The sequence below is a fragment of the Ensifer sp. GW823-FHT05D09 genome, from assembly GCF_058795755.1.
Genome location: NZ_JBXAIA010000012.1, coordinates 162,616 through 176,301, shown reverse-complemented (window position 1 = coordinate 176,301; position 13,686 = coordinate 162,616). Strand labels below are relative to the sequence as shown.

Genomic DNA, 13,686 nt, shown 5'->3' with positions numbered 1-13,686 from the left:
GGCCGAGTTGCGTTAAGTCACCCTTAGGGGGTATCGGCCCGCGGATTCTTCGACCCGCGGGCACCGTCGGAACGAAGCGTCTATGCCTGCGCTTCGCTTTGCTGCCGCCTGCCGCGCAGGATGATCACCAGGGCCGTCATCACGGTCATCAGCACGGAAATCGCCGCGATCGCCGGATCGAGGTCGAGGCGGAGATTGTCCCACATCCTCTTTGGCAATGTCGTGACGTTGACGCCGCTGATGAAGAGGGTGACGGAACTCTCCTCCCAGGACATCACGAGGCTGATGAACCAGGCGGTGAAGAGGCCGAAGCGTATGTTGGGCAGGATAACCAGAAAAATCGACTGAAAGGGATCGGCGCCCAGAATGCGTGCCGCCTGATCCAGCGTTCGGTCCATTCTGTTCAGCGCGGTCATGATGGCGACGACCGCGAAAGGCACCGTCACCACGACATGGCCTATGATCACGCCCGCAATCGTATCCAGCAAGCCGATCTGGGCCAGAAGGAAGTAGATCGAGACGGCCGAAGTGACCGGCGGCACGATGATTGGCAGCAGCACCAGCCCGGTCAGGACCTTTGCAAGTCTTGGCCGCAGCAGCCAGACGCCAAGCGCGAACGCGGTGGCAAGCAGCGTCGCGACGATGCTCGACAGGATCGCAATCAGCGCGCTGGTGCCGATGCTGGCAAGCCAGGTGTCGGCGTCCAGGAGCGCGCGGTAGTGGCGCAGCGAATAGTCTCCATCCGGCAGCGAAAGAAACCGTTTCGCAGTGAAGGAGAACGGCACCACCGCTACCAGCGGGAGGAGGAGGAAAAGCCCGATCGCTGCCGCCAGAAGGACACCCATACGTGATCTTCCAAGCATTGTTCACTCCTGCCGCGTGACGGATGGATCGAGTTTGACGACACGCTGGACCAGCCACAGCACGGCGACGACGAAAAGGAGCAGGACTATACCGAGTGCTGAACCAAGCCCCCAGTTGGCCGTCTGGAACATCTGCACGAAAACCGCTTCCGCGATCATCGTGACCCGGCCGCCGCCGAGAACCATCGGCGTGACGAAAAAGCCGAGCGAGAGGATGAAGGTGACGGCGAGCGCCGAGTATATGCCTGGCATGGACATGGGCAGGAAGACACGCCAGAAAACGTATCGCGGCGCGGCACCCAACCCGTTGGCGGCGAGAAGCACGCGCCGGTCGATCTTGCGCATCACCGAAGCCATCGGCAAAACCGCGAACGGCACCATGAAATGCACCATGCCGATGACGACCGACGTTGCGCTCCTGCCTGTCGCGAGCATCTCGGCCGGCAGCCCCAGATGGCTGGCCAAGGCGCTGGCCAGCCCGTTGTTTCGCAGGATCACCACCCAGCCGAAGGCCCTGACGAGCACCGAGATCCAGAACGGAAGGAAGATGCAGATCTCCATGACCCGGCTGGTCAGCGTCCGGCCCATCACCCAGTAGTACGCAAGGATGTAGGCAAGCGGCGCGGTGATGATCGTGCTCGCGCCGCAGATGAACAGGGTCCGGTAGAGGATCATGCGCAAATCCGCGCTGGCGAAGACGCGGATATAGTTCTCCATGCCGGGAGCAGGCCGCGTGACGCTCCAGAGCGCCACGCCCGCAAAGGGAAGGACATATGCCAGCACAAGCAGCGCCGGCAGTGCCCAGAGCATCATCTGCATACCGATCGGCGAGGAAGGTGGTTTCGAAACGGTCGCCATGGCACTAGGACGCGATCATCGCCAGATACTTGTCTAGTGCCGCGTCGGAGCGCGCCGCATACCAGTCCATGTCCATGAGCACTTGCCGCGCCATGTTCTCGGCCGAACTGCAGTCGAGCGCCTTGAGGTCCGCCGGCACCAGGTCATGGGCCTTGGGGTTTGCCGCGCCGCAACCCAGCGCCCGCAACAGTTCGACCTGGCGCTGAGGCTCCTGGCAATAGCGGATGAAATCCATCGCTGCGGCAGTTCCCGACGGGTTCCCCTTGATGACAGCCCATCCCGATGGCGCGAGGATCCCTTGCGCGTAGGTCCAGCGCACGTCGCCGCCGGTATCCTGCTCGACGAGGTTGGCGCGGGTGTGCCACATCAGCGCCATGGACACCTCGCCATCGCGCATCAACTGCTGACTTTCCGCGCCTGAATCCCAGTAGCTGAGCACATGCGGCTTGAGCGCCTCGAGCTTGCGGATCGCGCGGTCCTCATCCAGCGGATAGAGCTTGTCGGCAGGCACGCCATCGGCCAGGAGCGCCGCCTCCATGCACCCAGACATCCACTTGTAGAGCGAGCGCTTGCCCGGAAACTTTTCCACGTCCCAGAAGTCGGCCCAGGACGTGGGCGGATTGTCGCCAAATTTCTTGGCGTCGTAGGCAATCACATAGCTCAGGAAATAGTTCGCCACGCTGAATTCATAGGCGAACCCCGGCTGGACCGCATCGCGCTCGACGACGGTGTAGTCGATCGGCTCGACCATGCCGAGTTCGCCGAGCGACTTGGTGGCGCCGGGGTCGGCGTCGCACACGTCCCAGCTGACGGCGCCGCTCTCGAACTGCGCCTTCATTGCACCCTTCGTCGGGCCGGAGCCGTTGATCTTGACCTCCACGGCGTACTCGCTTGCATAGCTGCTCGTCAGCGCCTTTTCGAATGCGTCGACCGCGTCGCCGCCCCAGTTCGTCACGACCAGTTGCTTCTCGGCCGCCCGGGCGAACTTGCCGCCGATCGTTGAGGCGGCGCCGAGAAGGACGAGCCCGGCAAGAAAGGTGCGGCGGTCGATCCTGCCTGTCGCGTGTTGCGTGTGCAGGAGATCGAGGCATTCGTTCGTCAGGTTGCTGTTCATGGCTATTCCCCTTTGTTTTTAGGTTTTTGGTTATCGGTTACCGTCAATCGTGCAGAAGTCTGGCGTCGCTCCTGTTCCAGGACACCCAACGGTCCTGCCCGACGGCGAGGTCCTCGTTGAAACCGCCGCGCGGGACGGTCAAGGTGAGCGCCAATTGTTTGGGCGCGCTCCCCTTCACGACGACACAGGATCCCTGAAAGACCAGGGCATCGACCCGGAACGGCAAGACGTTGCTGTCGGCTGCCGGTCGATCGCGATGCAGCGTCAATCGTTCCGGCCGGATCGCCAGCACGGCACTCCCGTTTGCGGCAGATCGAGAGATAGTCTCGTGATCCGCATCCAGACCAAACCCGGCGTGGCACACCTTTCCGGCCGCGGCCGGCTGATCGCCCAGCGGAATGACGTTCATCGTGCCGAGAAATTCCGCCACAAATCTCGAATTCGGCCGATCGTAAAGCTCGTCCGGTCGACCGATCTGCTCGATCGCGCCTCTGTTGAAGATGGCGATCCGGTCGGACATCGCCATCGCCTCGCTTTGGTCATGGGTCACGAACAGAAAGGTTGTCCCGGTCCTGCGATGAATGGAGACCAGTTCGTCCTGCAACTGCTCGCGCAGGTTCTTGTCCAGCGCCGACAGCGGCTCGTCGAGCAACAGCAGTTCCGGTTCGAACACCAGCGCCCGGGCAAGCGCGCAACGCTGTTGCTGCCCGCCAGAAAGAGCCGACGGCCGTTTGTGCCCATGGCCGTTGAGCCCGACGAGATCGATCATCCTGTTGACGCGTCGTTCCCGCTCGTCGCGCGAAAAGCCGCGCACCTTCAGGGAGAAGGCGATGTTGTCGGCCACGCTCAGATGCGGAAACAGCGCATAGCCTTGAAAGACCATGCCAAAATTTCGCTTGTCCGGCGGCAATGGACCGATATCGTCACCGTCCTTGAGGATGCGCCCCCCTGTCAGCGGCTCGAAACCGGCAATTGCATTCAGCAAAGTGGATTTCCCCGAGCCGGACGGCCCGAGAAAGGTGAGAAACTCACCCTTCTCGATGTCGAGCGAGACACGCCTCAGCGCCTCGAACGCTCCGAAGCACTTGCGTGCGTTCATGATGGCAAGATGGACGACCATGTATGACCAACCTCAATCGACGCGATCGCGAATAAGCGGGCTCGTCGAGCAATGAATACCGCCGCCGTTCAACTGGACTTTGTCATAGTCGATCTCGAGAACGGCGACATGATTTCGGCCGAGCGCCTCTCGGGTGCGGTCCGAAAGGCCCCGTGGCATGATCACGCGACCTGGCGCAATCGCCAATCCATTGACGATCCACGGATTGTCGTCCTCGTTCATCTCGATGGTGCGGATTCCGAGCGTCTTCAGCCTTTCAAGGAAGCTGAACGGTAGCCCCCGCGCCCACACCAGAGCAAGATCGACGTCAATCATCAGAAAGTGGCCGTCGATATGAATATCATAGCCGCAGAGATCGACGACGATGAGCTCGACGCCTTGATAACGCAGAACCTCGGCGATCTGCGCGATGCCGTCGTCATTGATGCGAATGCCACGGCCGATGACGGCGGTCTTGCTGTTGAGCCAGGCAAAACTTCCGCCTTCGGCCATGGCCTTTCCGTGCAGAGTGCGCAGCACCGGCATACCGAGTTTCGCAAGCGTGCGGGTCACGGGCAGTTCTTCGCCATGGCGCATGCGCGGCGCCAGCCGCGGCACGATCGCACCGCCCTTGATCGCAATGCAGGAATCACGCGTGTAGACGGACTTGAAGCGCGAACCGTCGACCCCCTCGACCATGACCACCTCCACGCCCTCCCGGCGCAAGAGGTCGGTAAGCGCGTCGTGCTGTGCCTGGAGCTCGGCGAGTTGCGGAATGACGTCGCTCTGCCAGTACCATCCCGCGTCGAGATCGCCGTATGTACCCGTCTCGGCAATCGTCTTGGTGCGATCGATAATCGAGAATTCGTCGCCAGGACGGTGCATCAACACGGACCGCAGGGTGCCCACATCGTTGTCGCATCCCCAGTTCCGGCCCCAAAGGGCGCTCAAGCGCTCCGGCGCCTCGAAGGCCGGTTCCGGCTCGGAGCCGAAATACTTGATGGTCGCCGAATAGAGATCTCGCTTTTTCGGTGGGATCGCACTCACATTCATTCCCCTTTGCTGCCTGCGTCCGAGCCTCCTTGCGGGCGGCCGGGCCTTGTATATGAGCGGATCATATTGGATAGCTTTTCTCATCCATAACGAATACATTTCCTCCTCAACTTGAGTTTTTCTCAAACTGATTGTTGGATGGAACGTTGAACAGATTACCGCCGTTGAATGCTCTGCGCGCTTTCGAAGCGAGTGCGCGAAACAGAAGCCTGACCAAGGCGGCCAATGAGCTTCACGTCACGCCCGGCGCGATCAGCAAACAGTTTCGACAACTGGAAGAGCATTTCGGCTTTCCGCTTGCCAACAAGTCACGCGATAACTTCACCCTCACACCCGAGGGGCAGGAGCTGCACAGCAAGATCAGTCAGTCTTTCAGCCTGCTCCATGAGGCTGTTCACGGCTTGCAGCGCGACCCGATCGCAGGCCGGCTGGTTCTTCGCTGCATGCCGGGATTTGCAACGCGCTGGCTCATCCCCCGCCTCGGAAAGTTCTACGCGCGTTTCGAGCGGGTGGAGTTGCAACTGATGTCGCTTGCCGAACTGAGCGATCCCTTTCAGGACGGAATCGCGGACCTCGCGATCACGTTCGGTGACCCCCGCTCAAGCAAGCTGGAGGCCCGGTTGCTGAAACAGATGGAGTTCTTTCCCGTGTGCAGTCCAGTCCTGCTGAACCAGGACGGCGGCATCAAGCGAAATCGCGATCTCTTCCGGTACGTGCTTCTCGATGGGGTCGGCGGCACCCATTGGAACGACTGGTTCAAGGCGCAGGGCCAGTCCGTTCCCGCCGACATCCGGCGGCTGTATTTCGAAGACTTCAACCAGAACCTCGCCGCAGCACGCAGCGGCCTGGGCGTTGCGATGGGCGACAACATCACGGCCGCGGAGGAGCTGGCGCAAGGTGCGCTGGTGCGCCCGCTGAAGGGTTCCCTCAATGCGTCGCCGAAGGGCTACTATGTCCTGACCCAGAAGGGCCGCGAGAACTCCCCGCTGTCAAAAGTATTCATTGAATGGATCTTCAATGAAGCCAAGAGCGTGACTGACTGACTGCATTGGCTCTTTCCATCTTGCGCTCCGGCCGCGACAGAGGTTCTGCGTCAGCTGGAACAGAACCGTCGAACCGGGATCGTGTGATGGAAAGACTTGCGTCTTGTCCGGCAGGCGAGAGCTTGCCGAACAAGAGATCGTTGACATTCTATGGCTTGACGCGTTGCGACAGAAGCTTGCCGGCGAAGGCCCAATTGTCGTCGCTGACATCATTGAAGACGATGCTGACCGCTTCGCGCGTACACCCACAGTGTTCGACCAGTGCCTGTGTCACGGCTTCGGCCGTTTTCTGCTTTTGCTCGACGGTACGACCTTCAGACAGGTCAATTCTTATCCAGGGCATGACGGGTTCCTTTCCGGAAACGGTTCAGTGATAAAGGACGCTTTCGGGGTAGACGGGAGCAGCGTCAAGCAGGCCGACGTCGCTAACTTTATTCCGTTGCCAATTCTTTCGCGCGCACTGCGGCAGCGGCGATGGTTTTGCATAGGATTTGCGGCATGGCCTCCGCTTGCTCGAAGACGGCCAGCCCTGCTGCCGTCGTGCCGCCAGGGCTTGTGACCGCATGCTTGAGTTCAAGCGGTGAGCGCGGATCCTCGTCGATGAGCCCGGCCGCGCCAACAATGATCTGGCGCGCGAACAAATCGGCCGTTTCTTTCGAAAACCCGATCTGTTCGGCCGCCTGCTGCAGATGTTGCGTGAAAGAGAAGACGTATCCTGGCCCACTGCCGGTGATCGCTGTGGCAAGGTCGATCTCATTTTCTGATTTCAGCCAATGGAAACGCCCCATAGCCCCGAAAACGACCTCGACAAACGTCCGATCCTCGGACGATATCGCGCCGTCGGCATATCCAACGCTCATCGCCTTCCGCACAATCGCGGCAAGGTTTGGCATAACCCGCACCAGTCGTGAATTGTGGGCCGCGCCTCGTTGCAGCGAAGCAATAGGGGCTCCCGCGGCGATCGAAATGATCAGTGACGCTTGCAGATTTGCCTTGGCGCTCAACAGTGCCTCAACCGCGTCACCTGGTTTGACCGCCACAACGCAGACATCAAACTGATCGGCCCCCAGGGCAGCACTATCGCTCACAACCCTGGCTTCAATTTGCTCTCCCAACAGCCTTCTGGCCTTCTCTTCGTCCGCGTCGATCACGGTCAGAGAGAGGTTCGCCATTGCCCCATTGAGAGCAAGTGCAATTGCGGACCCCATGTTTCCGCAGCCGATCAGCAGGACAGAACACCCTTTCGGAGAAATGCGACACGATCTTTCGGCTCCAGCGTTTGTGAAATTGTGCGTCGCGTCCGCAAGTGATCTGCGGACGCGACGCGTGGCAAAGCGGCTACCGCGAATGCTATTTCTCGCCCCAATGGCCGATCAGGTGATATTCGGCAGGACGGTTGCGGCGCATCCAGAGGGCACGACTAATGCCGAGCGCCAGGACGACGAGATTGATGGCTGGGAGGATCCAGTTGATTGCCCCCTCCCGCCCGGTGAACATCGGAATGTTGCTGAGCACATAGTAGACGACGACGGCGAGCGCGATCGCCGAAATGGCGGGAGCGATCTTGCCTTCCCACAGCGAGACGCCGCGGCGATCGTGCCAGAAGAACGCAAGGATGGATAACGCGGTTAGCAGTTCCATTGCCGGAATACTGACCGCAACCGGGACGCTTCCAACGACAAACAGGTCGAGATAAGGATCGAGGCCCTGCCACATGCAGTACAACAGAACGATGGCACTGAAGAGTGTGTGGGCAAGACTTGCGACCCACGCCGACCCGCTCTCCTTCGACTTTTTTGAAAAAACTGGATTGATGGCGCGGTCACGGCCCAGCGCGTAGAGATAGCGGGCAGTGGCATTGTGAAAGGCGAGAATGGACGCGAACCAGCTGCCGACGACAAGCAGCGTAATGATCTCGGCAAAGCCTGCCCCGACATATTGGCTCGCGGCCATGGTGAACATTTCAGTCGGTTTCTCGTTGGCAACGGCAACAGCCGAACTGCCGAAACCCTGTACAATGGCCCAGGTGACAAGTGCCTGAAACACCGCGATCAGGCCAATCGACGCGAAGGTTGCCTTGCGCACGGTCGCAACGGGATTGCGCACGTCTTCGCGAAATAGCGCCGTGGCCTCGAAGCCGGCAAAGGCAGCAAAGACGACGAGCAGCACAACGCCGATTTCACCGCCGGCTACGATGTCCGGCCGAAACGGCTGGAGCGATAGCCCCTCTGCACCGCCCGCAACGACGATGCCGGCCGAAAGCACAAGCAAGACGCCGACTTCTACCAGCATGATGACGCCGAGAACACGGATGTTCAACTCGACATTCATGACGCCGAGGATACCCATCGCCGCCAGCGCCCCGAACGCCCATGGCTCCCAGGAGGTTTGCACGCCCGTCATCGAGGCCATCGCCTGGCTTGCGAACACGGCGAAGGGGCCTATCGCTCCCGTCGCGGCAATTGCGTAGGCGAGCACCGCCACGAAGGCGGTACCGAGGCCGAGCGGACGACCGAGGCCAGCGGCAATGTAGGAAAAAAGTGCACCTGCGTTGGGCACGAAGCGTGTCATCGCGGTGTACCCGACGGCGAAGATCGCGAGGAATGCCCCGACCACCAGAAACATGCCGGCCGTTCCGATACCGCCCCGCCCGATTGCCAGCGGCGTCGAGCCGACTGCAAAGCCGAGAGGTGCTGCGGCCGCAATGACAAAGAACACCACGTCTTTCGCACCGAGCCGCCCTCCCCCAGTGCTTGCCGACGCATCGGTCAAACTCTGCGCACCTGAGCCGGGTTCATCCGACGAGTACATGTTGGTCATGACATTCCCCTTTTTGTTGCTGTTTGGAGCTGGTCTTGTGCGCCTTCGTCAGGCCGCCTTGCCGAAGCCGCCACCGCCGCCGGTCATGATCGACAGCCGATCACCCGCCGCGAGCAGGATTCCATTGGCTTTGAGAAGATCGTCCCTGTTGACGCTGCCGGCTATTTCGACGCGCGGCGGAAGACCGGGCTCGCCGCCCATCAATCCCCAGGCCGGCGTTATCGACCGGTCCAGCCAAAGATAGAGCTGGGTCGGCGCGTCGAAACGATACCGCCGGACGATACCGCAGCCACCGCGGTTCTGGCCGGCCCCACCTGAACCCACGCGAATGGCGTATTCGGTGACGGTCACCGGATAGCGCGCTTCCAGCGCCTCGACGGGTGTGTTGCGGAAGCTGCCGTTGAGCACGTTGATGATGCCATCGGCGCCGTCGGCGTTGGCCGACGCCCCCCAACCACCGGCATGAGCCTCCACGCACATGTAGGATTGGTTGGGATCGTGCGGGTCCTGACCGGCGAAGTAGGTGATCATGGAGTCCCCGAACTGCGCAGCGGTCACGCGATCGGGCAGCACGGAGGAAAACGCGCTGATGAAGAGGTCGATCAGGAGACCGAACGACGAGTAGTACCAGGCGCAGGCCGCCGGCTCGAGCGCGTCATGCAGCGATCCCGGTCGGGTGACGATCTCGATGTTGCGGAAACATCCACCATCAAAGGAACGCTCGGGCGCCAGAAGCATCTTGTAGGCTACCCGCAGTGCGGCGACCGTCTGGGCGCGACCGCAGTTGATCGGTCCCTTCGTGGCGTCTGGGCTATCGCTCATGTCAACAACCAAGCGTTCACCCTTCACATGGACCTTGATCGCAATCGGGACCGGCTGTCCGAGCACTATGCCATCATTGTCCAGATAGCCCTTGCCTTCATAGGTTCCGTCAGGAATTGCCGCGACCGATTGGCGATCTGCCATTTCGCTTTGCCGAAAGATTTCATCGCGGCAAGCCTCGATGGTGGCGAGGCCGAAGCGGTTGACGATCTCCAGCATGCGCCGTTGACCCGTCCGGCAAGCGGCGATCATGGCGTTGATGTCGCCAACGATCAGGTCCTTGCTACGGCTGTTCCGGCGTATGATGTCGATGATGTCTTCGACCGGTCCATGCTTGTTGCCGATCTTTACCGGGCCGAAGCGTATGCCTTCCTGATAGACCTCGGTGGTCTCGGTTCCGCCACCAGGATCGCGCCCACCGACATCGGTGACGTCGGCGCGCGCGGCAACATAGCCAACGAGTTCCCCTTCGAGAAACAGCGGCGCAAACATCGTCACGTCGGTGAGATGCGTCCCCTGGATGTAGGGGTCGTTGAAGAAGACGATATCGCCCTCCTGCAGCCAAGCTTTCCCGCCGCGCAACCGCACGGCTTCCTTGACGGCCTGATCGAGGCTGCCGAGGAAGAGCGGCAGGCCGCTCGACTGACCAAGAACGTCCGCATTGCGGTCGAGCAGCGCGACGGCCGCGTCGCCATTTTCATAGATCAATGGCTGAAAGGCAGATCGCACCAAGGTCGCCAGCATGTCGTCAGCTGCGGACAGAAAGAGGTTTCGAACGATCTCTGTGGTAACGACGTCGACGGTCATGGGTTGATCTTCCTGAGGATTAGAGTTCCGAACTGTTGTTGGCGCGCGGCCCATCCAGGCGGCACCAGCGTGGTCGAACCATCTTCCAGAATGATCGCTGGGCCGGTGATGACGTCCTGGCGATCGAGGCTTTCGCGGTGGACAATGCGTGCTTCGTGGCGCTTGCCATCGATGGTAACGGTCCGCTTCGTCTCGGCTCGTTCTTCAGCCGACGTGTACCGGTCGACAAAATCGGCGCCGATCTTTCCGGTCGCTGCAAGCCGCATCTGGACGAGCTCGACCGGCGCACCCGGCATCGAGTGCCCAAAGCGCTGACGGTAGGTATCGTGAAACGCCTGCAACAGGCTTTCGGGATCAACCATCTGCACGGAAACCGGATGGGCCTGGCCGGCGTAGCGCATCTCCACCGTTGCGGAGTAGCCGGATGCAGTTTCCTCTACACCTTCCTCCTTTAGAAGCCTGGCGCCCTGTTCACGAAGCAGCGCATGTGTCTGCTCAAGGAGTGACCCGGCATCCGGGTTGTGGGCGAGACCACTCAGCGGTGCAGAAACGTCATGTCGAATGTCGGCATGCAGCATGCCCCAGGCCGACAGCACGCCGGTGCCGAAGGGAACAATGACCTCCGAAATGCCGAGTTCGTCAGCCAGGGCGGCGCCGTGCAGCGGACCTGCCCCACCAAAGGCGAGCAGCGAAAAATCGCGAGGGTCGATACCGCGACGCATGGTCAGCGTCCGGATGGCATTGGCCATCATCGCGTTCGCCACAGCGAGCACGCCCGCGGCGGCAGCGTCAACGTCGATACTCAATTCACGGGCAAGCGACCCCATCGCCTCCTTGGCTGCGCCAACATCGAGGTTCATCCGGCCGCCAAGGAACCAGTCTGGATCGATCCGCCCCAAGAGAAGCTGCGCGTCTGTTACGGTCGGTTGCGCTCCGCCGAGCCCGTAGCAGGCTGGACCAGGATTGGCGCCGGCACTCAACGGTCCGACACGCAATCCGCCAGCTTCCGCACGTGCGATCGATCCACCTCCCGCACCGATCGTGTGCAATTCCACCACCGGCATCTTCATCACGTTGTCGGCGATGTCGCCTTCCGCGGACAAGGTCATTCGCCCGCCGATCACCAGGCTCACATCCGAGGACGTACCGCCCATATCGATCGCGATGATATTCGGCCGGTTCAACGATCTTGATATGGTCTCAGCGGCCACCACGCCACCCGCGGGGCCCGAAAGAATGGTTTGAATAGGCTGACGCGCAACAAGTTCGGCCGAGCAAATACCGCCGCTTGAGCGCATCACGTGCAAGGGGGCGGTGCATTCCCGTGCACCAAGCTCCCGCACGAGTGCAGCCAGATAGGTTTCGACCGTGCGGGCGACATAGCCCGTTGCGACCGTCGTCGATGTCCGCTCGAATTCTCCCTGTTCCGGCGCTATGACATGCGAGAGCATCACGGAGATCTGCGGGAAGCGCTTCTGAAGCAGCGCCTTGAACTCGAGTTCGTGTGCAGGGTTCTTGTGGGCGTGCAGGAAACACACGGCGACGCTGCGCACGCCCTCGGCGCTCAGCCAGCTGGCGATCTTTTCGACGTCCGCCTCGTCGAGCGGCGCCTCGACAGAGCCATCATGACGGATGCGCTCGCGAACCGTGTGAATGTCCTGCGGGTGAACCAACGGGTCCGGTTTCTTGGGCTTGAGGCTCCAGATATCCTTGTTTCCGGCCCGCCCGAGCGACAACACATCGTGGAAGCCTTCGGTGGTCACCAGCGCGATACGCTCGCCGGTGCGGGACAGGATGGCGTTCAATCCCGCCGTCGTGCCGTGGACGAGAAAATCGATGTCCCTCGCGACACCAAGTTCATCGAGTCCCCGCAGCATTCCCTTCGCGGGCTCACGGGGTGTGCTGAGCACTTTGTACGTTCGAGTGCTGTTCGCGTGGGTATCCATGATGACGATGTCGGTGAACGTTCCTCCGATATCGACCCCGACACGCAAATGGGGCAAACTCATTTCTTCCTCCAGTTCTATAGATATTCAAAGCGCTGCGCTTACTGGCGGCGACCACCGGTTAGCGCGATACGGATGTGTTCTGGTGATTGGCGCAGCGTGCGACCAGGTAGAGTCTCGCCGGTCCCACCGCTTCACCATGTTCGGCGAGCAGGGGCTGCATCTGCACGCCGTCCTCGTGGCGTCCGGGAGAGCTGAGCCATATCTGGTAGCTCTCGATAGATGCCCAGAGCGCGGTGACGAGCACCTCCTCGCCGCCAGACAGAAGATTCTGAACCTCGACGCCGAGACAACCCGGTGACGCCAGGGCCCGCTCTGGAATTTTTCGAGCCTCGAAAAACTGGACCAAGTCTTGGCTATGGCCTGGCTTTGGCCTCAAACTCAGCACACTTCTGATCATGAGCCTCTCACTGTCAGTTTGGGTTGGCCCTGGCGCAAACCGGTTGGACCCACTCGCCTGCCTTCTTGAGCCAACGAGGGATCGTCTTCCGTCGGTGGATACCGGCGGATAGGGCGACTGCTTTGGATCTGAATTGTCTAATTTCGCGCGCGCTTACTCAGTGAGCGCAAAGGTGTCCGCCGGAGATCAGCCGGTGCCTTCCGCACCGTCTCCGAAATACTCCATCGTGCAAGTATGGAGCATCACCGCGACGCGGTCCGTATGGTTCCAGGTCGTGTGCGTTCGCGTCGACGCATAGTGCAGGGAGTCACCCTGCTCCAACACATACACGGTTCCCTCCACTTCGACCGTCAGCGCCCCCTCGACCATGAAGATGAACTCCTCACCTTCGTGGGACATCGGCTCGGTGCGGCGCCCTGGCGGTTCGGTGATGAGCGCACTGCTCAACACACTTCCGGGAAATTTGGTGGAGAGACGCTCGTACGTCGCCGAGTTCGGACCGATCGCATAGGGGACCCGCCTGTTGTGGCGGGTCTCGGCAGAGTTCCCCGTCGGCTGCTCCAGAAACATATTGATGGGGCTATCGAGTGCGCGCGACAACGCGACCAGCGATGTGAGTGACGGCATCGTCATGCCGCGCTCGATCTGGGAAATGAAACTGAAGGAAAGTCCCGACTTCTCGGCAACCTCTTTCAAAGTAAGCTTCAGCTCCTTGCGGCGGCGGCGCAACCGCTCGGTAAGCGGCGTCGCGCCGGAGCCAATCGTCTGGTCCACAGTGAATCCCTCCCAGAATTGTGCTGT

The 13,686-nt window shown here is 61.0% G+C and carries 13 protein-coding genes; 1 reads left to right on the top strand and 12 read right to left on the bottom strand.

What is annotated here, in order from left to right:
* Nucleotides 1-80 precede the first annotated feature (80 nt).
* From AC1Q80_RS27370 to AC1Q80_RS27350, 5 genes are read right to left on the bottom strand one after another with little or no spacing between them, the layout of a single operon-like run.
* Complete coding sequence (locus AC1Q80_RS27370; protein WP_492362469.1) at nucleotides 81-863, bottom strand: ABC transporter permease; 783 nt, start codon at nucleotides 861-863, stop codon at nucleotides 81-83.
* A 3-nt stretch (nucleotides 864-866) separates the two neighbouring features.
* Nucleotides 867-1,676: an ABC transporter permease gene (locus AC1Q80_RS27365; protein ID WP_492362468.1), complete on the bottom strand. Its 810-nt coding sequence runs from the start codon at nucleotides 1,674-1,676 to the stop codon at nucleotides 867-869.
* Nucleotides 1,677-1,725: 49 nt separating this feature from the next.
* On the bottom strand, nucleotides 1,726-2,835 hold the full coding sequence (locus AC1Q80_RS27360) for an ABC transporter substrate-binding protein (protein WP_492362467.1): 1,110 nt from the start codon (nucleotides 2,833-2,835) through the stop codon (nucleotides 1,726-1,728).
* Nucleotides 2,836-2,878: 43 nt separating this feature from the next.
* A complete protein-coding gene (locus AC1Q80_RS27355; RefSeq protein WP_173422345.1) occupies nucleotides 2,879-3,955 on the bottom strand; it encodes an ABC transporter ATP-binding protein in 1,077 nt (358 codons plus the stop codon).
* Between the two features lie 12 nt (nucleotides 3,956-3,967).
* Nucleotides 3,968-4,981, bottom strand: coding sequence for a dimethylarginine dimethylaminohydrolase family protein (locus tag AC1Q80_RS27350; RefSeq protein WP_492362466.1), 1,014 nt, complete (start codon nucleotides 4,979-4,981; stop codon nucleotides 3,968-3,970).
* 152 nt (nucleotides 4,982-5,133) lie between these two features.
* On the opposite strand from AC1Q80_RS27350, the gene AC1Q80_RS27345 reads away from it, so the two are divergent.
* The gene (locus tag AC1Q80_RS27345; RefSeq protein WP_173422347.1) at nucleotides 5,134-6,030 is read left to right on the top strand and encodes a LysR substrate-binding domain-containing protein; all 897 of its coding nucleotides are present in this window, start codon (nucleotides 5,134-5,136) and stop codon (nucleotides 6,028-6,030) included.
* Between the two features lie 148 nt (nucleotides 6,031-6,178).
* Here AC1Q80_RS27345 and thmT read toward each other — a convergent pair whose 3' ends face one another.
* The 7 genes from thmT to AC1Q80_RS27310 all read right to left on the bottom strand — a co-directional run bounded on the left by thmT (nucleotide 6,179) and on the right by AC1Q80_RS27310 (nucleotide 13,659).
* A complete protein-coding gene (gene thmT / locus AC1Q80_RS27340) occupies nucleotides 6,179-6,373 on the bottom strand; it encodes a 2-hydroxymuconate tautomerase (RefSeq protein WP_173422348.1) in 195 nt (64 codons plus the stop codon).
* A gap of 88 nt (nucleotides 6,374-6,461) precedes the next feature.
* A complete protein-coding gene (proC, locus tag AC1Q80_RS27335; RefSeq protein ID WP_492362488.1) occupies nucleotides 6,462-7,253 on the bottom strand; it encodes a pyrroline-5-carboxylate reductase in 792 nt (263 codons plus the stop codon).
* Nucleotides 7,254-7,380: 127 nt separating this feature from the next.
* Nucleotides 7,381-8,850, bottom strand: coding sequence for an APC family permease (locus AC1Q80_RS27330; RefSeq protein WP_173422350.1), 1,470 nt, complete (start codon nucleotides 8,848-8,850; stop codon nucleotides 7,381-7,383).
* A 48-nt stretch (nucleotides 8,851-8,898) separates the two neighbouring features.
* Nucleotides 8,899-10,479, bottom strand: a complete 1,581-nt coding sequence (locus AC1Q80_RS27325) for a hydantoinase B/oxoprolinase family protein (RefSeq protein ID WP_492362465.1) — start codon at nucleotides 10,477-10,479, stop codon at nucleotides 8,899-8,901.
* Complete coding sequence (locus AC1Q80_RS27320; RefSeq protein WP_492362464.1) at nucleotides 10,476-12,488, bottom strand: hydantoinase/oxoprolinase family protein; 2,013 nt, start codon at nucleotides 12,486-12,488, stop codon at nucleotides 10,476-10,478. The genes AC1Q80_RS27325 and AC1Q80_RS27320 overlap by 4 nt, the downstream gene beginning before the upstream one ends.
* A 58-nt stretch (nucleotides 12,489-12,546) precedes the next feature.
* Nucleotides 12,547-12,885 carry an antibiotic biosynthesis monooxygenase family protein gene (locus AC1Q80_RS27315; RefSeq protein WP_492362463.1) on the bottom strand — a complete coding sequence of 113 codons (339 nt, stop codon included), beginning with the start codon at nucleotides 12,883-12,885 and terminating at the stop codon, nucleotides 12,547-12,549.
* A gap of 186 nt (nucleotides 12,886-13,071) precedes the next feature.
* Nucleotides 13,072-13,659: a helix-turn-helix domain-containing protein gene (locus AC1Q80_RS27310; RefSeq protein ID WP_492362462.1), complete on the bottom strand. Its 588-nt coding sequence runs from the start codon at nucleotides 13,657-13,659 to the stop codon at nucleotides 13,072-13,074.
* Nucleotides 13,660-13,686 lie beyond the last annotated feature (27 nt).